The 17,725-nt window shown below is 68.8% G+C and carries 16 protein-coding genes; 10 read left to right on the forward strand and 6 right to left on the reverse strand.

Annotated features, from left to right (window positions below; all coding sequences use genetic code 11):
• Positions 1–22 precede the first annotated feature (22 nt).
• A complete protein-coding gene (locus ACP699_RS01955) occupies positions 23–1,093 on the forward strand; it encodes an alkaline phosphatase family protein (protein WP_426168740.1) in 1,071 nt (356 codons plus the stop codon).
• A 32-nt stretch (positions 1,094–1,125) separates the two neighbouring features.
• On the opposite strand, the gene sepH is transcribed toward ACP699_RS01955, so the two are convergent.
• On the reverse strand, positions 1,126–2,175 hold the full coding sequence (gene sepH / locus ACP699_RS01960) for a septation protein SepH (RefSeq protein ID WP_055872447.1): 1,050 nt from the start codon (positions 2,173–2,175) through the stop codon (positions 1,126–1,128).
• Between the two features lie 198 nt (positions 2,176–2,373).
• Between sepH and ACP699_RS01965 the strand changes: the two genes are divergently transcribed.
• The gene (locus tag ACP699_RS01965; protein ID WP_029259298.1) at positions 2,374–2,667 is read left to right on the forward strand and encodes a DUF4193 domain-containing protein; all 294 of its coding nucleotides are present in this window, start codon (positions 2,374–2,376) and stop codon (positions 2,665–2,667) included.
• 75 nt (positions 2,668–2,742) lie between these two features.
• On the opposite strand, the gene ACP699_RS01970 is transcribed toward ACP699_RS01965, so the two are convergent.
• Entirely contained in the window at positions 2,743–3,216 is a 474-nt protein-coding gene (locus tag ACP699_RS01970) for a DUF3093 domain-containing protein (RefSeq protein ID WP_051056600.1), read from the reverse strand.
• A gap of 3 nt (positions 3,217–3,219) precedes the next feature.
• Here ACP699_RS01970 and dut point away from each other — a divergent pair, with 3 nt between their 5' ends.
• The 5 genes from dut to dxs all read left to right on the forward strand — a co-directional run bounded on the left by dut (position 3,220) and on the right by dxs (position 10,101).
• Complete coding sequence (gene dut / locus ACP699_RS01975) at positions 3,220–3,693, forward strand: dUTP diphosphatase (protein ID WP_051056601.1); 474 nt, start codon at positions 3,220–3,222, stop codon at positions 3,691–3,693.
• Entirely contained in the window at positions 3,686–4,273 is a 588-nt protein-coding gene (locus ACP699_RS01980; RefSeq protein ID WP_017830490.1) for a DUF3710 domain-containing protein, read from the forward strand. Before dut ends, ACP699_RS01980 begins: the two co-directional genes overlap by 8 nt.
• Positions 4,270–5,004 (forward strand): DUF3159 domain-containing protein, encoded by a 735-nt coding sequence (locus ACP699_RS01985; RefSeq protein WP_426168747.1) that lies wholly within the window; start codon positions 4,270–4,272, stop codon positions 5,002–5,004. Before ACP699_RS01980 ends, ACP699_RS01985 begins: the two co-directional genes overlap by 4 nt.
• A gap of 153 nt (positions 5,005–5,157) precedes the next feature.
• Positions 5,158–7,992, forward strand: a complete 2,835-nt coding sequence (locus ACP699_RS01990; protein ID WP_055867921.1) for an aconitate hydratase — start codon at positions 5,158–5,160, stop codon at positions 7,990–7,992.
• 168 nt (positions 7,993–8,160) lie between these two features.
• Positions 8,161–10,101, forward strand: coding sequence for a 1-deoxy-D-xylulose-5-phosphate synthase (dxs, locus tag ACP699_RS01995; RefSeq protein WP_055867924.1), 1,941 nt, complete (start codon positions 8,161–8,163; stop codon positions 10,099–10,101).
• Between the two features lie 29 nt (positions 10,102–10,130).
• Here the strand turns inward: dxs and ACP699_RS02000 are convergent, their stop codons facing one another.
• The 3 genes from ACP699_RS02000 to ACP699_RS02010 form a co-directional block, all read right to left on the reverse strand.
• On the reverse strand, positions 10,131–10,892 hold the full coding sequence (locus ACP699_RS02000; protein ID WP_127482310.1) for an SPFH domain-containing protein: 762 nt from the start codon (positions 10,890–10,892) through the stop codon (positions 10,131–10,133).
• A 74-nt stretch (positions 10,893–10,966) separates the two neighbouring features.
• Positions 10,967–12,418, reverse strand: coding sequence for a glycerol-3-phosphate dehydrogenase/oxidase (locus ACP699_RS02005; RefSeq protein WP_426168753.1), 1,452 nt, complete (start codon positions 12,416–12,418; stop codon positions 10,967–10,969).
• Complete coding sequence (locus tag ACP699_RS02010) at positions 12,415–12,993, reverse strand: TetR/AcrR family transcriptional regulator (protein ID WP_055872451.1); 579 nt, start codon at positions 12,991–12,993, stop codon at positions 12,415–12,417. Before ACP699_RS02010 ends, ACP699_RS02005 begins: the two co-directional genes overlap by 4 nt.
• A gap of 20 nt (positions 12,994–13,013) precedes the next feature.
• On the opposite strand from ACP699_RS02010, the gene ACP699_RS02015 reads away from it, so the two are divergent.
• From ACP699_RS02015 to ACP699_RS02025, 3 genes are read left to right on the forward strand one after another with little or no spacing between them, the layout of a single operon-like run.
• Entirely contained in the window at positions 13,014–14,636 is a 1,623-nt protein-coding gene (locus ACP699_RS02015) for an FAD-binding oxidoreductase (protein ID WP_426168757.1), read from the forward strand.
• 1 nt (position 14,637) lies between these two features.
• Positions 14,638–15,558 (forward strand): YegS/Rv2252/BmrU family lipid kinase, encoded by a 921-nt coding sequence (locus ACP699_RS02020; protein ID WP_055872452.1) that lies wholly within the window; start codon positions 14,638–14,640, stop codon positions 15,556–15,558.
• Entirely contained in the window at positions 15,555–17,186 is a 1,632-nt protein-coding gene (locus ACP699_RS02025) for a GMC oxidoreductase (protein ID WP_426168761.1), read from the forward strand. Before ACP699_RS02020 ends, ACP699_RS02025 begins: the two co-directional genes overlap by 4 nt.
• Here the strand turns inward: ACP699_RS02025 and ACP699_RS02030 are convergent.
• Positions 17,171–17,722 (reverse strand): hypothetical protein, encoded by a 552-nt coding sequence (locus tag ACP699_RS02030; RefSeq protein ID WP_426168764.1) that lies wholly within the window; start codon positions 17,720–17,722, stop codon positions 17,171–17,173. The two genes, ACP699_RS02025 and ACP699_RS02030, sit on opposite strands and share 16 nt — an antisense overlap.
• Positions 17,723–17,725 lie beyond the last annotated feature (3 nt).

A 17,725-nucleotide genomic window follows, 5' to 3' on the forward strand; every position in this document is an offset into this window, starting at 1 on the left:
GAGTTCCCGGAGTGTCGTCGGGGTGGCGGACGACCTGTTCGCCGCTCTGCGCGGCGAGTCCCAGGTGCTGCCGCGCGCGGAATCGGTGGTCCTCGTCGTGATCGACGGTCTCGGCGCGATCAGTCTGCGCGGGCATGCCGGGCACGCACGGGCTCTGACGTCGGGGATGGCGAAGAAGGACGTCGCGCAGTCGGTGTTCCCCTCCACCACGGCGGCGGCGCTCACCAGCATCGTCACGGGCGTGTGGCCGGGGGAGCACGGTCTCGTGGGCTATCGCGTGCTCGATCCGAGCCGCGATGTGCTCGTGAACCAGCTCAGCGGCTGGGAGACCGACGGGATCGATCCCCTCACGTGGCAAGCGGCGCCCACGATCTTCGAGCGAGCGGCCCGCGGCGGTCATGCGAGTTTCGCCGTCGGATTCGCCGGGTACGCCCACAGCGGTTTCACCAAGGCAACGCTCCGCGGGGCCGAGTTCGTCGCGGCGACCACAGCGCGCGCTCGCATCGAAGCGGCGTACGAGCTCGCGCAGACTCATCCGGGCTCTCTCGTCTACTGCTATCTTCCCGAGGTCGACAAGGCCGGGCACAAGCACGGCATCGCCTCAGCGGAATGGGTCGCTGCATTGGAGGACGTCGACGCCGCCCTGTCGACACGCGTGCCCCCCGGCGTCGGCGTGGTGGTCACATCGGATCACGGGATGGTCGACGTGGCGCCGAATCGACAGGTGGTTCTGGAGGAGACGCATCTCGAGGGGATTCGTCACGTCGGGGGCGAGCCGCGCATGCTGCACGCCTACCTGGAGCCCGAGGCGGACGCCGCCGCGGTGACCGCACGATGGCGCGCCGACCTCGAAGGCGTAGCCGACGTCGTGACCCGTGACGAAGCTGTGCACGCGGGGCTCTTCGGACCGACGGTCACCGAGGCGGCCTCGTCGCGGATCGGCGATGTGCTCGCGATCGCCCGCGGAACCTGGGCCATCTACGACGGCACGGCTGCCGACCAGCGCGGACGAGGGATGGTCGGTCAGCACGGAGCGCTCACACCCGAGGAGCGGCAGGTGCCGGTGATCAGGCTCGGCGCGTTCTCGCGCTGACGCCGATCGCGGAAGCCGCGATCAGACGGGTCTCACTCGTCGGTGCGGGCGCCGAAGACGATCTCGTCCCAGGAGGGCATCGCGTTCCGGCGCCGTCGTCGGCCGTTGGAATCACCGGAGTCCGAACCTGACGGACGCGGTGCAGGCTGCTGCGGCTCCGGCTCGTCATCCGGCTGCTCCAGAGCCTCGAACAGGGAGATCGGGCTCGGCTCGGGGCGCTCTGCGTCCTCGACATCGTCGAGCAGCGGCGCCGTCTCCCGCTGGCCACGTCGTCGACGAAGCGCCTCCAGGAGATCGGCGGTCTCCGGACTCGTCGTCTGCGCTGCGGGCGCGCGCTTGATCGCCGCGTCCTGCGCGGCGGCGTCGGAGCGCTCAGGGAACGACGGGTCCTCGATCTCCGCATCGGGCGCCGGCAGCAGGCGTGGCCCGAAGGCGCCGGAGTCGAAGCGGCTCTCGTCCTTGTACGGCGAGGTGATCCGGTCGGCGTCCACGGCCCGCAGGCGGGGGATGAGGCCCTCAGGAAGCGAACCCTGCCGCGACAGCTGCGTGGCGTCGGCGTTGAGCGGCGAGAGAGCGCTGCGGCGAGGGTCGAAACTCCAGCGCGCATCGTGATCGACGTCGTTGGCCGTGAACTCGAGCTTGATGATCCAGCCGGACTCATCCTTCCAGCTCGCCCAACGCTCGGACGTGGCCTCGATCTCGGCGAGTTTGGCCCGCACGGCGACGCCGAAGGTCGGCTGCGCATCGGGTTCGACCTCGCTGCCGATGAGCACGGGAACGGCGAGCGCCTGCCCGATCACATGCTCGCGCTCGGCGAGGACCGGGCCTTCGAACCGTGCGACGTCGTCGACGCCGATGCCGAGCAGTTCTGCGACCTCTGTGGCCGTGAGGCCGGCACGGATCTGCGCCTGGATGTCGCGCGGGCTCGCGGCGAGCTTCTGGGCCGTCGGCTCGCTCTGACGCGTGGCGCGACGGATCTCGCGCTGCAGCATGTCGTCGATGGGCAGCGCGAACCGCTCGCCCGACTCGGTCGCGAGTACGAGGACTCCTGCTTCTGTGCCGACGATGGTGACGTTTTCCATGCGAATGCCCCTCTGATGGGTGTCCGTTCATGGTGTCACGTGCGGGGCGTCAGGCCCGGGAATACCCTGGGCGTGCCGTGAGTTTCCTCCGTCGCACGGACGAGCATTTGCGTTATGTCGTTTGGTCGTGCAAACTATGGCCGCCGAATACCCGACGGCGCACCACCCACTCGCACCATGAAAGTGGAGATCTACCGCATGGCAACCGATTACGACGCCCCCCGAAAGAGCGAAGACGACTCCGAGTCGATCGAAGCCCTGAAGGAGCGTGTGCCGGACAAGCTCTCCGGCTCAAGCGGGGACGAAGACTCCGACAACCCGTCGAGCTTCGACCTTCCGGGTGCCGACCTCTCCGACCTCGAGCTCGACGTCGTCGTGCTGCCCGCGCAGCAGGACGAGTTCACGTGCATGAGCTGCTTCCTCGTGAAGCACCGCTCACAGCTCGACCACGAGGGCGCATCCGGGCCCATCTGCAAGGAGTGCGCTGCGTAAGCAGTCCTCCGAGCGACGTATCACGCGCCCCCGACCACACCGGTCAGGGGCGCGCTGTCGTCTGTGGGAAGCGTCTCAGTCGCGCGAAGCGCGGATCGCCGCGGCCAGGCGGTCGGGCGTGCGGGTCGAGATCGTCCAGGCGTCGACCGGGTCGTCCTGGTCGAGGTTCGGAACGACGACGATGCCGTCGATGCCGCCGCGGATCAGGTGCCACCCACGTGCCGGCAGCCCCGGGCCGCGGGCGTGACGAGCTTCTTCGCCCGTCAGGGCCACGGGGTCGCCGAGATGCCTGGTGTCGATGTGTGCGCGGCCTGCGTGCAAGACGGAGCCGACGACGGAGACGACCGGGGCGGCGGCGATGAAGCCCAGCACCAGCAGGGCCGACACGGCCGCGCCGAGCACGAGCGCGACGGTCGAGCCGATCGGCACGAAGACGAGCGAGACCATCGGGCCGGCGACCGCGACGGTCACGAGCAGCCAGAGGCTCGGCGAGAGCCTTTCGCGGTAGCGGGGGCGTGTGTCTGTGGCGGGGTTCTGCATTAGCCTCATGGGGTGACCGATTCCGTTGATATCCCCATTATCGCTGCAGTGGTGCCCGGGTACGCGCATCCGGGCGATGCCGGTGCCGATCTGATCGCGGCGGAAGCCGTGCACCTCGAGCCGGGGGAGCGCGCACTCGTGCCGACGGGCGTGCGTATCGCCCTCCCCGAGGGGTACGCAGCGTTCGTGGTTCCGCGCAGCGGGCTGGCGGCGAAGCACGGGATCTCGATCGTGAACTCGCCCGGAACTGTCGACGCGGGCTATCGCGGCGAGATCAAGGTGAGCCTGATCAACACCGATACCCGGAGCGCGTACGATGTGGCCGTCGGCGATCGTATCGCGCAGCTGATCATCATGCCCGTCACGCGCGCCACGTTCATCCCGGTCGACGAGCTGCCGGACAGCGTCCGCGGCGCCGGAGGATTCGGATCCACCGGCTATCAGGCAGCGACCCACCAGAACGAAGCAGGACAGGCCAATGACTGACAACAACGAGACCCCTTCGAAGTCGGCACCGCTGAATCGTGCCACCGACGGTCCCTTCGATGACTCCGAGGCGAACCCCGTCCGCCCGTACATCGACCTCGGCGGGATCAAGATCCTTCCGCGGGAGGGCCTGAACCTCCGTCTCGAGGTCGAGGAGCAGTCGAAGCGCATCGTGGCGGTCGGTCTCGACTACGCGGACTCCTCGCTGCAGGTGCAGCCGTTCGCGGCCCCGCGCACCGGTGGGCTGTGGGACGAGACGCGCGTGCAGCTGCGCGACCAGGTCAAGGCGCAGGGCGGCCGTGTGGAGGAGAGGGAAGGCCCGCTGGGCAAGGAGCTCCTCGCCGAGGTGCCCGCCACGGCGGCTGAGGGATCCGGGCTGCGCCTCGCGCGCTTCATCGGCATCGACGGTCCTCGCTGGTTCCTCCGCGGTGTGATCGGTGGCGCCGGAGCCTCCGACCCGGATGCAGCCGCGAAGGTCGAAGACCTCTTCCGTTCGATCGTGGTCGTCCGTGGCGGATCCCCCATGCCTCCGCGCGACCTGATCCCGCTCAAGATGCCGGCGACCCCGGGTTCCGCGTGAGCGCTCCCGAGCCCGGACCCGAACGAGACAAGAGCACCTCCGAGATTCTCGGGCAGGCTCTCGGAGGTGCCGCGCGTCGCGCCGGCCTCGACCCCGCCGAGAGCTCGAGCACGCACAAGGTGGTCTGGTCCGCGATGGGCGGGTGGCGCGGCATCCTCGAGTCGGTGCTGCCCAGCCTCGCGTTCGTGATCATCTTCACGATCCGCCCGGAGCCGCTGATCCTCTCGCTCGGGATCTCGGTCGGTCTCGCGGCGGTCTTCACGATCATCCGGCTCGCTCAGAAGTCACCGCCCTCGGCAGCCCTCGGCGGTCTCGTCGCCGCGGCTGCGGCTGCGGCGCTGGCGCTGTGGACCGGACGCGGCGCTGACAACTTCGTCCCCGGACTCATCACGAACGCGGTCTACGGATCGGTGATCCTGGTCTCCGCTCTGATCGGGTGGTCGCTGATCGGCCTCGCGGTCGGATTCCTGATGGGGGAGGGCACCACCTGGCGCAATGATCGCCGCAAGCGTCGTGCCTACTTCTGGCTCGGGATCGCCTGGGCCGCGCTGTTCTTCGCGCGTCTGGCCGTGCAGCTGCCGCTCTATCTCGCCGGAGATGTCACAGCGCTCGGCACTCTCAAGCTCATCATGGGCCTGCCCCTCTTCGCGCCGCTGATCGCCGTCACCTGGCTCGTCGTTCGCGCTCTCCACCCGCGCGAGCCCGCGAGCGAGGATGCTCCGGAGGCGTGATAGATTTATCTTGACATCAAGATAAATCGCAGGCTTTCGCCGGTGAGCTGCGCGGAGCAGACTGGTTAGGGCCGCCTTGCTAGCCGCAGGGGCTCGCTGGCGAGCAAGATGGAGGCGCCTGTCGCTCCCATCCGAATAGAAGGAGACGGATCCGTGTCCACGGTGAACAGCTTCGGTGCCAAGAGCACCCTGACAGTCGGCAGCACCGACTACGAGATCTTCCGCATCGACACGGTGCCCGGTTTCGAGAAGCTCCCCTTCAGTCTCAAGGTTCTCCTCGAGAACCTGCTTCGCACCGAGGACGGCGCGAATGTGACGAAGGCGCAGATCGAGGCGCTGGGTTCGTGGGATGCCGCGGCCGAGCCGAACACCGAGATCCAGTTCACGCCGGCCCGTGTGGTCATGCAGGACTTCACCGGTGTGCCCTGCATCGTCGACCTCGCCACCATGCGCGAGGCCGTGACGGCGCTCGGCGGTGACGCGAACAAGATCAACCCGCTCTCGCCCGCCGAGATGGTCATCGACCACTCCGTGATCGCCGACCTGTTCGGCTCGGAGAACGCGCTCGAGCGCAACGTCGAGATCGAGTACGAGCGCAACGGCGAGCGCTACCAGTTCCTGCGCTGGGGTCAGACGGCGTTCAGCGACTTCAAGGTCGTCCCGCCCGGGACCGGCATCGTCCACCAGGTGAACATCGAGCACCTGGCCAAGGTCATCTACGACCGCAACGTCGACGGCGTGCTCCGCGCATACCCCGACACCTGTGTCGGCACCGACTCGCACACCACCATGGTCAACGGCCTCGGTGTGCTGGGCTGGGGCGTCGGCGGTATCGAGGCCGAGGCGGCCATGCTCGGCCAGCCCGTGTCGATGCTCATCCCGCGCGTCGTCGGCTTCAAGCTCTCCGGCGAGATCCCCGCCGGGGTCACCGCGACGGACGTCGTGCTCACGATCACCGACCTGCTGCGCAAGCACGGTGTGGTCGGCAAGTTCGTCGAGTTCTACGGTGAGGGCGTCGCCTCGGTGCCGCTCGCCAACCGCGCGACCATCGGCAACATGTCCCCGGAGTTCGGCTCCACCGCCGCGATCTTCCCGATCGACGACGTCACCCTCGAGTACCTGCGCCTCACCGGCCGCAGCGAAGAGGCCGTCGCGCTGGTCGAGGCGTACGCCAAGGAGCAGAAGCTCTGGCACGACGCCGCGCACGAGCCCACCTTCAGCGAGTACCTCGAGCTCGATCTCGGCACCGTCGTGCCGTCGATCGCCGGCCCGAAGCGCCCGCAGGACCGCATCCTCCTCTCCGAGGCGAAGTCGCAGTTCGAGCAGGACATCCTGAGCTACGCCTCGCCGTCCACCTCGGACTCGATCGTCGACCTCGAGTCGAAGCACTCGTTCCCGGCGTCCGACCCCGGTCAGGCCCCCGGCGACGAGGAGCCGACCACGCGTCCGGTGCACATCAACAGCGGTGCCCCGGCGAACGCCTCGAAGCCCGTGCCGGTCACGACGCCGTCGGGGGAGAAGTACATCCTCGACAACGGTGCCGTCACGCTCGCGGCCATCACCTCCTGCACCAACACGTCGAACCCGTCGGTGATGATCGCCGCCGGTCTCGTCGCACGCAAGGCGCTCGCGAAGGGCCTGAAGCAGAAGCCGTGGGTCAAGACCACGCTCGGCCCCGGCTCGAAGGTCGTCACCGACTACTACGAGAAGTCCGGACTCGACAAGGACCTCGAGGGCCTCGGGTTCTACACCGTCGGCTACGGCTGCACGATCTGCATCGGCAACTCGGGTCCGCTGATCGAAGAGGTGTCCGAGGCGATCAACTCGCACGACCTCGCCGTCACGGCCGTCCTCTCGGGCAACCGCAACTTCGAGGGGCGCATCAGCCCCGACGTGAAGATGAACTACCTCGCCAGCCCGCCGCTGGTCATCGCGTACGCGCTGGCCGGGTCGATGCACTTCGACTTCGAGAACGACGCGCTCGGCAAGGGCACCGATGGGGAAGACGTCTTCCTCAAGGACATCTGGCCGACACCGGCAGAGGTGCAGGAGCTCGTCGACTCCTCGATCTCGCGTGAGCAGTTCATCAAGCAGTACGCGACGGTCTTCGACGGTGACGAGCGCTGGCGCAGCCTGCCCACTCCGGACGACGACATCTTCCAGTGGGACGAGAACTCGACCTACGTGCGCAAGGCGCCGTACTTCGAGGGCATGACGATGGAGCTCACCCCGGTGAAGGACATCGAGGGTGCACGCGTCATGGCGACCCTCGGCGACTCGGTGACCACCGACCACATCTCGCCCGCCGGCAACATCAAGGCCGGCACGCCTGCGGCCCAGTACCTCACGGAGCACGGCGTCGACCGCAAGGACTTCAACTCCTTCGGCTCGCGTCGAGGCAACCACGAGGTCATGATCCGCGGAACCTTCGCCAACATCCGTCTGAAGAACGCGATGGTCGCGGCCGTCAACGACGGACAGGTGGTCGAGGGCGGCTACACGCGTGACTTCACTCTGCCGGGCGGCCCGCAGTCGTACATCTACGACGCGAGCATGAACTACCAGGCAGAGGGCACGCCCCTGGTCATCTTCGGCGGCAAGGAGTACGGCTCCGGTTCGTCGCGTGACTGGGCGGCCAAGGGCACGAGCCTGCTGGGCGTCAAGGCGGTCATCACCGAGAGCTTCGAGCGCATCCACCGCTCGAACCTGATCGGCATGGGCGTCGTCCCGCTGCAGTTCCCCGCCGGCGAGAGCTGGGAGTCGCTGGGCCTCGACGGCACCGAGATCGTCTCGATCTCGGGTCTGGAAGAGCTCAACAACGGCGTCACGCCCAAGACGGTCAAGGTCACGGCGATCCCGAGCGAGAACTCGCCCGAGGGCAAGCAGCCGGTCGAGTTCGACGCGGTCGTCCGCATCGACACCCCCGGCGAGGCCGACTACTACCGCAACGGCGGCATCCTGCAGTACGTGCTGCGTTCGCTGGTCTGATCGCACAGATGAGGGGGCTCGGATCTTCGGATCCGAGCCCCCTCATCGCGTCATCCCTTCCTGTCAAGGGGGCGGCGCCCTCCGGGTTTTCCCGGAGTCTCGGGGTAGGATCTAGAGACGTCCGCACCCTCGTCGGGCGCTTGTGACGGAGCCTGTGAGGAGGTGCAGATGCCCATTCTTCCGAGCATCTCAGGACCCCGTGATCTGGATGCGCTCTCGACAGAGCAACTGGCGGAGCTCGCCGCGGAGATCCGCGAGTTCCTGGTCGAGAACGTGTCCCGTACGGGCGGCCATCTGGGGCCCAACCTCGGTGTCGTCGAGCTGACGATCGCTCTGCACCGCGTGTTCTCCTCCCCGGACGATCCCTTCATCTTCGACACGGGACATCAGTCCTACGTGCACAAGCTCCTCACCGGGCGCCAGGACTTCTCCGCTCTGCGCGTCCGAGGCGGCCTCGCCGGCTATCCGCAGCGGGGGGAGAGCCCCCACGACGTCGTGGAGTCCTCGCACGCCTCCAGCTCTCTCAGCTGGGCCGACGGCATCTCGCGGGCGCTGACGGCGACCGGACGCGCGGACCGGCACGTGGTCGCGGTCGTCGGCGACGGCGCACTCACCGGCGGCATGACCTGGGAGGCGTTGAACAACATCTCCGACGACAACGACCGCAACCTGGTCATCGTCGTCAACGACAACGGGCGCTCGTATGCACCGACGATCGGCGGCATGTCGCGGTACCTCAACCGCGTGCGCACGGCAGCGGCCTACAAGGACCTCCACCAGCGCTCCGACCGCCTCTTCCGGGCGTTCGGTCCCGTGGGGCGTGCGGTGTTCCGCGGCGTCCGTGGAGGCACGCACGGCTTCCTCTCACGTTTCACGAACAACGAGGCCCTCTACTCGAACCTCGACATCAAGTATCTCGGCCCGGTGGACGGACACGACCTGCCTGCGCTCCTGGAGACGCTGGAGCTGGCGAAGTCCTACGGGGCCCCTGTCATCGTCCACACGATCACCGAGAAGGGGCGGGGCTACCAGCCGGCTCGGGATGACGAGGCCGATCAGTTCCACGCCGTCGGCAAGATCGATCCGACGACCGGTGAGACGCTCTCCTCCGGCGGGCGAGGCTGGACGGATGTGTTCTCCGACGCTCTGGTGTCCGTCGGCGAGCAGCGCAGCGACGTGATCGCGATGACGGCTGCGATGCTGCGCCCGACCGGGCTCGCGCCGTTCGCCGAGCGCTTCCCCGATCGGGTCTACGACGTGGGCATCGCCGAGCAGCACGCCGTCGCGTCCGCCGCCGGCCTGGCATACGGGGGCCTGCACCCCGTCGTGGCCCTCTACGCCACCTTCATGGGGCGCGCCTTCGATCAGGTGCTGATGGATGTCGCCCTGCACCGCGCCGGGGTGACCTTCGTCCTCGATCGCGCCGGCGTCACAGGCCCCGACGGTCCCAGCCATCACGGCATGTGGGATCTCGCGATGCTGCAGATCGTTCCGCACATCCGCATCGCCGCGCCTCGCGACGGTGCGCGTCTGACGGAAGCCCTCGGCGAGGCCGTCGATGTCGAAGACGCCCCCACCGTCATCCGGTTCCCGAAGGGGGAGGTCGCCGCCGATCTGCCGGCGATCGAACGACTGAGCGACGGTGTCGACGTGCTCGCCCGCGGTGAGTCTGAAGACGTTCTCATCGTCGCCATCGGCCCGTTCGCCGAACTCGCTCTCGACGTCGCCGAGCGGCTCCGTGCGCAGGGGATCGGTGCGACGGTCATCGATCCGCGCTGGGCCATCCCCGTGCAGCCCTCGATCGTCGAGCTCGCGGCGCATCATCGCCTCGTGATCACGCTCGAAGACGGCATCCGCGTCGGTGGCGTCGGCACTCGTGTGCGCCAGGTTCTCCGGGAGGCCGGGATCGACACCGCGGTGGACGAGCTGGGACTGCCGGACGAGTTCATCGACCATGCCTCGCGTGATCAGATCCTCTCCGACGCCGGTCTCACGGCACCGAAGATCGCGCAGGACATCGTCTCGCAGGTGCTCGGGACGCGCATTCCGAAGGCGCGTCACGCGGGGGAGAGCGGAACCATCGACATCCCGCTGCACGAGCGGCACTGACGCCCGATCGGATGTCGGCGCCGCCGCCGTCAGTTCAGCGCGTGCAGTGCCGCGACGGCCTGTGCGCCTCGGTCGACGTCACGGAGCGCCGTCGAGAGCAGATAGCCGTCGGTGAGCGCGTCGCCGGTGACCATGACGCGCACCAGCTCGACGCCGCAAGCACGGCGTACCTCCTCGGCGCTGGCGGCGATGACGCGGGTGTTGATCTCGTCGTTGTGCGGGAGCTCGGCCCCCTCGAGCCCACGGATCACATCCCTCAGTGCCGCGCCGACGATGTTCGATGCGCGTTCCTTGACGTTGACCACATCGAGCTCGAAGACCCGCAGGTCGCTTCCCGTCGGTATGGGGCGCCACTCGAAAGAGGCGTGGACCCGATGCTGATGGCCGCTGGATCCGGTCATCTCGCGCGCGGGTAGATCCGTCGCGCGGCAGCGGACATCGATGAGCTTGTACCAGTAGAACAGCGGGAAGGCGCCGTGGGACCCCGGGTGCAGCACCACGACCTCGCCGACCGCGCCTGCGCGAGCGGACGGGCGTCGCTGTGGACGGTTCCGGATGATCGGCTTGCCGTTGCGGGTCCGGATCGCTGCCCAGCCCTCATCGACCGTGACGATGAAGAGCTTGAGGAGGGCGGGCAGGACCAGGAGCGTGGTGAGGATCGCCGTGCCGGTCTTCAGCAGCCCCGACATCCCCTTGCCGCCCAGCATCGTGAAGAGCATGTCCATGACACCACTGTGCAGGGTCGCGGCGCACGGGAGTACCGGGGAGACGCCCGGTTCGGGGGAGTTCATGCGCTGTTCCCCGCGCGTTCTCCGCGATGCTTCTCGGTGGATACGCCCCGGTCCCGATCCGCCGGGGGACGGGCTCAGACGAGGTCGGCGACGGTGCGAGCGACGATCGTCTCCACCGCCCCCCTGCAGCGTTCGCGATCCGCGTCGACGAGACCGACGCGTGTGCGGCGGTCGAGCACGTCGTCGACGGTCATCGCCCCCTCGACACGGACGGCGTACTCGACCTCGGCTGCGGTCAACCCCGTCGTCTCGTCCAGCAGCTCCGGCGAGGAGGGGATCACGCGATCGACGAGTCGCAACGATGCCGTCCGACTCGATGTCGCCTGCAGGCCCCGTGTCCGAGCTGCGAGATCGACCGCATCCTCGGCCATCCGCCGATACGTCGTCAGCTTTCCGCCGAGAACAGTGACGAACCCGGCCTCTGACATCGCCACCAGGTGCCTGCGCAAGACGTCGGCGCTCGAGTCCGTACCGCTGTCGACCAGCGGCCGCAAGCCCGCGAAGGCCCCTCGCACCTGATCGCGACCGATCGGTGCGGCGATCACCCGGTTGAGGCTGCGCAGGAGGAAGTCGATCTCCGGCTCCGTCGGCTGCGCCACGCGTGGCACGGCACCGGGAGAGTCCTCGTCGGTGAGCCCCACGATCACGCGACCGCATGCCTGCGGCAGCGCGAACACATAGCGGCTGATCGAGCCCTCGTGGGGGATCGTGAGGGCCGTCGAAGGAGTTCCGAGGTCGGCGGCATCGAGCACGATATGGGTGCCTCGGCTCGGTCGCACCCCGATCGCCTGGTCGAGCGTGCCCGCCCACACCCCGGTCGCGTTGATGACGGCACGTGCGCTGATGTCGAATCGTTCACCCGTCGTCGTCTCCTCGACGGTGGCACCGTCCGCACGCAGCGCCACCGCACGGACCCGGGTGAGTATGCGGGCGCCGAGGTCAGCTGCGGTCCGCGCCACGGTCGCCACGAGTCGTGCGTCGTCGACGAGCTGGCCGTCGTAGGACAGCACGCCCCCGCGCAGACCGTGCGGATCGAGAGCGGGCGCCAGCCGAGCAGCGGTGCGCGCCGACACGAGCACCGGGGCCGGCAGCACGCTGCGAGGCGTGTGCGCGCGCATCCGCAGCAGATCACCCAGCGCCATCCCGACCGCGCCTGCCGTGCGCTGGCGGAGTGTGACGCCGTGTGAGAACGGCAGGAGCTGCCCGAGCGGGCGGATCAGATGCGGGGCGATCGTCGTCATGAGGAGATGACGCTCGTGTGCGCTCTCTCTCGCGGTCGCGATGTCGCCCGTCGCGAGGTAGCGCAGGCCGCCGTGCACCAGCTTCGAGCTGAACCGGCTGGTTCCGAAAGCGAGGTCATCCGCTTCGATCAGCGTCACGCGGAGGCCGCGAGATGCGGCATCGAGCGCGGCTCCCGCACCGGTGATACCGCCTCCCACGACGAGAACGTCGGCGCGCTCATCGGCCGCGAGTGCGAGATCGATCCTCCGTCGCGCGACGTTGAGCGCGGATGATGCCCCGTTCACGGTCTCAGCAGCCCGTCGAGTGCGGCGCGCAGTTCGCGTTCCCACCCGGCTTCGGAGATGAGGTCGGCCACCGTGCCGTGCGAGAGGACCGCGGACTGCGCGATGAGAAGCAGCATGACCGCGATCTCCTGCGGCTCGCCGGGCCTGACCGATCCGTCACCCTGTGCGGAACTGATGGCCCTGGCGAGCCAGCGCAGGATCATGCGTTGGCTCGAGCCCACGCGCTGCAGGGTGTACCGCGTGAAGGCCTCGGGCTCGTCGGCGAGCAGCCGCCCGTAGAGAGGGTCGCTCCGAAACAGCGTCGTGAAGCGCAGCACGTCGTCCACGAGAGCGGTCCTCGTGCGCGCGTCCGCCGAGAAGGTGCTCAGGATGCCATCCACGCGGCGCAGCAGCGCGGCGCGGACGACGTCATCGGCATCGCTCCAGTTGCGGTAGATCGTCGGACGGCTGAGGTCGGCGCGGCGGGCGAGCTCGGCGATGGTGACCCCGTGCACGCCACGGCGCTCGATCAGCGCGTCGGCGGCATCGAGGATCCTCGTCTGCGTCGCGTCCCACAGAGGTTGACGTTCTTCCATGATGTGTCACACTGTAACGCATGAACCCAGACAATGGCAGGGTCGATGCGGACCCGTCGATGAGGTGGAACGGCTGGGGTGACCCGGCCAAGGCGAAGGACCTGCCCCTGCCGGTGCGCGCGCTGCTCCCGATGCTGCTGGGGCGTGTGCGCAGGCCCGAGCCGGCAGCCACGCTTGCCGAGGTGCAGCTGGCGCCTTCACGGTTGTCCCACGACGACCATGCGGCCCTCTCCGCCGCTGTCGGCCCCGCCCACGTCGACGACACCACTGAGGCGCGTATCCGCCATGCCGGAGGGCGTTCGACCCCCGATCTCCTGCGTCGTCGCGAGACCCGGCAGGACGCGCCGGACGCCGTCGTGAGTCCCGCCGACCACGACGAGGTGCGCGCGTGTCTCGACGTCGCCGTCGCGCGTGGAATCGCGGTCATCCCCTTCGGCGGCGGCACGAGCGTCGTTGGAGCACTCGATCCGCAGCGGGGCGCGCATCACGCGGTGGTGAGCCTCGACCTGCGGCGTCTCAGCGGTGTGGTCCGGCTGGATGAGATCAGCGGCGAGGCCGTGCTCGCCGCCGGCACCGCAGGGCCCGAGGCGGAGGCATTGCTGTCCGTGCACGGGTTCGAGCTCGGTCACTACCCGCAGAGCTTCCGCTACGCGACGATCGGCGGCTTCGCCGCAGCGCGGTCGTCGGGACAGAACTCGGCGGGCAACGGGCGCTTCGACTCGATGGTGACGGGAATCCGCGTGGCGACGCCGACCGGCGACATCGAGCTCGGACGGTCGCCCGGCTCGGCGGCGGGTCCCGACCTGATCAGGGTGTTCCTCGGGTCGGAGGGCATCTTCGGCGTCATCACCGAGGTGCGGGTGCGGGTGCATCCGATCCCCCGCGAGCGTGTCTTCGAGTCCTGGTCCTTCCCCGACTTCGCCAGCGGGGCTGAGGGTTTGCGTCGTGTCGCGCAGCAGGGCAACGGGCCCACCGTCATCCGACTGTCCGACGAAGCGGAGACGGCGGTGAGCCTCGCGCAGGTCGGCAAGATCGGCAAGGCTCTTTCGAAGGGCACGAGCGTGGTGACCGTGTACGAGGGTGATGGCATCGCCGAACGACGGGCTCGTACCAGCGCTCAGCTGGCTGCCGCCGGCGGCATCTCGGCAGGGGAGGGGGCGGCGGAGGACTGGCTGAAGGGCCGCTTCGACGGTCCTTACCTGAGGGATTCACTGCTCGACGCCGGAGTCTTCTGCGAGACACTGGAGACCGCGACCACGTGGTCGAACCTGCAGAGGCTGCGATCGGCCGTCGAAGCGGCTCTCAAGGACGGCTTCGCGGATGCCGGGGCGAAGTCGTACGTCATGTGCCACGTGTCCCACATCTACCCGACGGGGGCGTCGCTCTACTTCACCGTCCTCGCCGGTATCCGCTCCGATCCGCTCGGGGTGTGGGAGCCCGTGAAGTCGCGCGTCAATGATGCGATCATCGCGTCGGGCGGAACCATCAGCCACCACCACGCGGTCGGCAGGGATCATGCGCCCTGGATCCGTGAGGAGATCGGCGAGACCGGCATCCGGATCCTCGCCGCCATCAAGCGTGAACTCGATCCTGCCGGCGTGCTCAACCCCGGCGCCGTGATCCCGATCGAGCGGTCGCGCTGACGTGGCCGAGCACATCGCGGTGCTCGCGAACCCGTCCTCCGGCAAGGGGCGGGGCGGAAGGGCAGCCGAAGCCGCTGTCCTGCACCTCAGGAGTCGCGGGGCCGAGGTGCGCGCTTATGCGGGCGGCTCCGCGGCCGACACGGCCCGGCTCGCGGTCGCAGCCCTGGCCGACGATCCACGAGCGCTCGTGGTCGTCGGCGGAGACGGCACGCTGTCGGGCATTCTCGACACGGTGTGTGCAGCCGCCGCCCCGGTCGTCCTGGTGCCGGCCGGGACGGGGAACGACCTCGCGCGTGCCCTCGGCCTGCCCCGAGGTGACGCCGCGGCCGCTGCGGAGCTGGCACTCACCGGTGTGCCGCGACCGGTCGATGTCGGTGAGGTCAGCACGGCGGCCGGGACGCGGAAGTTCCTCACGATCGCGGCGTTCGGGTTCGACGCGAAGGTCAGCGACCGCACCAACCGGCTCCGCTGGCCGCACGGGGCACCGCGCTACTATCTGGCGCTGCTCATCGAACTCGTGCGTCTGCGTGCGATGGACTTCTCGCTCGCCATCGACGGCGAACCCGCGCGGAGGGCTCCGGGTACGCTGATCGCCGCCGGCAGCACATCGAGCTACGGCGGGGGGATGCCGATCTGCGCCGGGGCGGTTCCCGACGACGGACTGCTCGACATCGTTCATGTCGCACCTCTGGGCCGACTGCGGCTGCTGCGTCTCTTCCCGCTGCTGCTGCGAGGATCGCACCTGCGTCGACCGGAGGTCTCTCACCGCCGAGCGCGGACCGTGACGGTCTCGGCCCCTGGCCTGGTGGTGTACGCCGATGGCGAGCGTATCGGCGAGAATGTGTGCACCGTCGCGGTGCTCCCTGCGGCGCTGACGATGATGGTGCCGGAGGCGACGATGCGGTCGGAGGGTGTGCGATGACGAGGTTCGATGAAGACGTCGTGATCGTCGGCTCCGGGTTCGGCGGGTCCGTGGCCGCGCTGCGACTGGCGGAGAAGGGCTACCGGGTCCGCGTCTACGAGGCCGGCTGTCGCTTCGAGGATGACGACTTCGCGAAGACGAGCTGGAATCTTCGCCGCTACCTCTGGGCGCCGATGCTCGGGTGCTACGGTGTGCAGCGCATCCATCGGCTTCCGCACGTGATGATCCTGGCGGGCGCGGGGGTCGGCGGAGGCTCGCTCAACTACGCGAACACGCTCTATCAGCCGGGTCCCGCGTTCTTCCAGGACCCGCAGTGGCGAGGCATCGCCGAGTGGGAGTCGGAGCTGTCGCCGCATTACGCCACCGCGAAGCGGATGCTCGGCGTGGTGGAGCACTATCCGCACACGGGGCCTGTCGAACGGATCATGGCCGGTGCGGCCGACGACCTGGGCGTCGGCTCGACGTTTCGTCGCGCCCCGGTCGGCGTCTGGTTCGGGAAGCCGGGGGAACGCACGACCGATCCCTTCTTCGGCGGTGAAGGACCGGACCGCACCGGCTGCACGCTCTGCGGCAACTGCATGGTGGGCTGCCGTGTGGGCGCGAAGAACACCCTCATGAAGAACTACCTCGCCCTCGCGGAACGTCGAGGTGTCTCGATCGAGGCGCTGCGCACGGTGAGCGAGGTGCGTGAACTCCCCGGCGGCGGATTCGCGGTGACCACGCGGCGCAGCGGTGCCTGGTTCCGGCACGGACGTCGCACGGTGACGGCAGAGCAGGTCGTGCTCGCCGGCGGCACCTGGGGCACTCAGCAGCTGCTGCACCGGATGAAGGCCTCCGGTGCGCTGCCACGGGTCTCCGATGCCCTGGGGCGGCTCACCCGAACCAACTCCGAGGCCCTCGACGGCGCGGTGGCGACCGCGGTTCCGGAGTCTCTGGAGCTGGCGCGGGGAATCGCGATCACCACCTCCTTCCACGTCGACGACCGCACTCATGTGGAGAACGTGCGCTACGGTCCCGGCTCGAACCTGATGGGTGCGCTCGCGACCGTCCTCGTGCCGGGCGACCGTGGTCTGGGTGCACGACTGGGCAGCCTCATCAGACAAGTGCTCCGATCGCCGGTGCGGCAGTTCCGTCTCGGGAACCTCCGCCGGTGGAGCGAACGGGGAATCATCGCGCTCGTGATGCAGACCGCCGACAACTCGCTCACCCTGTCCCTGCGACGCCGCTTCGGCCGCCTCGTGATGACCAGTGCACAGGGACACGGTGAACCGAACCCGAGTCATCTCCCGCAGGCGCACACGGCCGCTGCGGCGATCGCGAGGCGCGTCGAGCAGGAAGGCGGAGTGTCCGCGGAAGCCCGCGGCTCGTGGCCCGAGGTCTTCGGGATCCCGCTGACCGCGCACTTCCTCGGCGGTGCGGTGATCTCGGCGTCGCCTGAAGACGGAGTGATCGATCCCTATCACCGCGTCTGGGGACACCCGGGGCTGCACGTGGTCGACGGCTCGGCCGTGCCCGCGAACCCCGGCGTCAACCCGTCTCTCACGATCACCGCTCTGGCCGAACGGGCGCTGTCCTACTGGCCTCGACGCGGCGCCGACGATCGCCGACCGGCTCAGTCCACGAGCTGAGTCTCGGCGATCGCGGTCTGTGGCGCAGGGTCGTCGAGCAGCGCCCGCGATGCCGTCCAGTACCAGCCGTAGGCGACGCTGATGGCGCTCACGCACAGGAGCGGCAGCGCGATGTACGGCTCGGTGATGTCACTCAGCAGGGTGCCGAACTCTTCGGCTTTGCTCGCTGGCCAGACGCCGATGATTGCGATGGCCAGACCTCCGACGACGAGACCGAGCCCCGCGAAGGCGACAAGGTGTCGGCGGATGCCCGCGACGGTCCGCAGGAGTCGGCCCAGCCCGAAGGCAGCCGCGCCGCCGACGACGGTAGCCAGAGCGGAGACGGTGACGACGAAGACCAGCTGGAACCATGCCACCAAGACCAAAATTGAAAAGACGCCCTGGAGCGAGTGCGAAATGATCGTGAGGACGATCGTCGTCACCAAAAGGAACAGCGCGTTGAAGGTGATCCACGTGGCGACAGCACCGCGCCAGAACTCGCGCCAGAGGAAGGCCATCGGCTGCTGCGCCGTGCGCGGGGACGGACGAGAGGTCATCGC

This window comes from Microbacterium sp. DWRC1-3 (genome assembly GCF_049896645.1).
GTDB lineage: Bacteria > Actinomycetota > Actinomycetes > Actinomycetales > Microbacteriaceae > Microbacterium > Microbacterium maritypicum.

Excerpts from the sequence above, each read along its gene's own strand:
- sepH (WP_055872447.1), bottom strand. The coding sequence starts at position 2,175 with ATGGAAAACGTCACCATCGTCGGCACAGAAGCAGGAGTCCTCGTACTC.
- ACP699_RS01965 (WP_029259298.1), top strand. The coding sequence starts at position 2,374 with ATGGCAACCGATTACGACGCCCCCCGAAAGAGCGAAGACGACTCCGAG.
- ACP699_RS01970 (WP_051056600.1), bottom strand. The coding sequence starts at position 3,216 with ATGAGGCTAATGCAGAACCCCGCCACAGACACACGCCCCCGCTACCGC.
- ACP699_RS01980 (WP_017830490.1), top strand. The coding sequence starts at position 3,686 with ATGACTGACAACAACGAGACCCCTTCGAAGTCGGCACCGCTGAATCGT.
- dxs (WP_055867924.1), top strand. The coding sequence starts at position 8,161 with ATGCCCATTCTTCCGAGCATCTCAGGACCCCGTGATCTGGATGCGCTC.
- ACP699_RS02000 (WP_127482310.1), bottom strand. The coding sequence starts at position 10,892 with ATGAACTCCCCCGAACCGGGCGTCTCCCCGGTACTCCCGTGCGCCGCG.
- ACP699_RS02010 (WP_055872451.1), bottom strand. The coding sequence starts at position 12,993 with ATGGAAGAACGTCAACCTCTGTGGGACGCGACGCAGACGAGGATCCTC.
- ACP699_RS02015 (WP_426168757.1), top strand. The coding sequence starts at position 13,014 with ATGAACCCAGACAATGGCAGGGTCGATGCGGACCCGTCGATGAGGTGG.
- ACP699_RS02025 (WP_426168761.1), top strand. The coding sequence starts at position 15,555 with ATGACGAGGTTCGATGAAGACGTCGTGATCGTCGGCTCCGGGTTCGGC.
- ACP699_RS02030 (WP_426168764.1), bottom strand. The coding sequence starts at position 17,722 with ATGACCTCTCGTCCGTCCCCGCGCACGGCGCAGCAGCCGATGGCCTTC.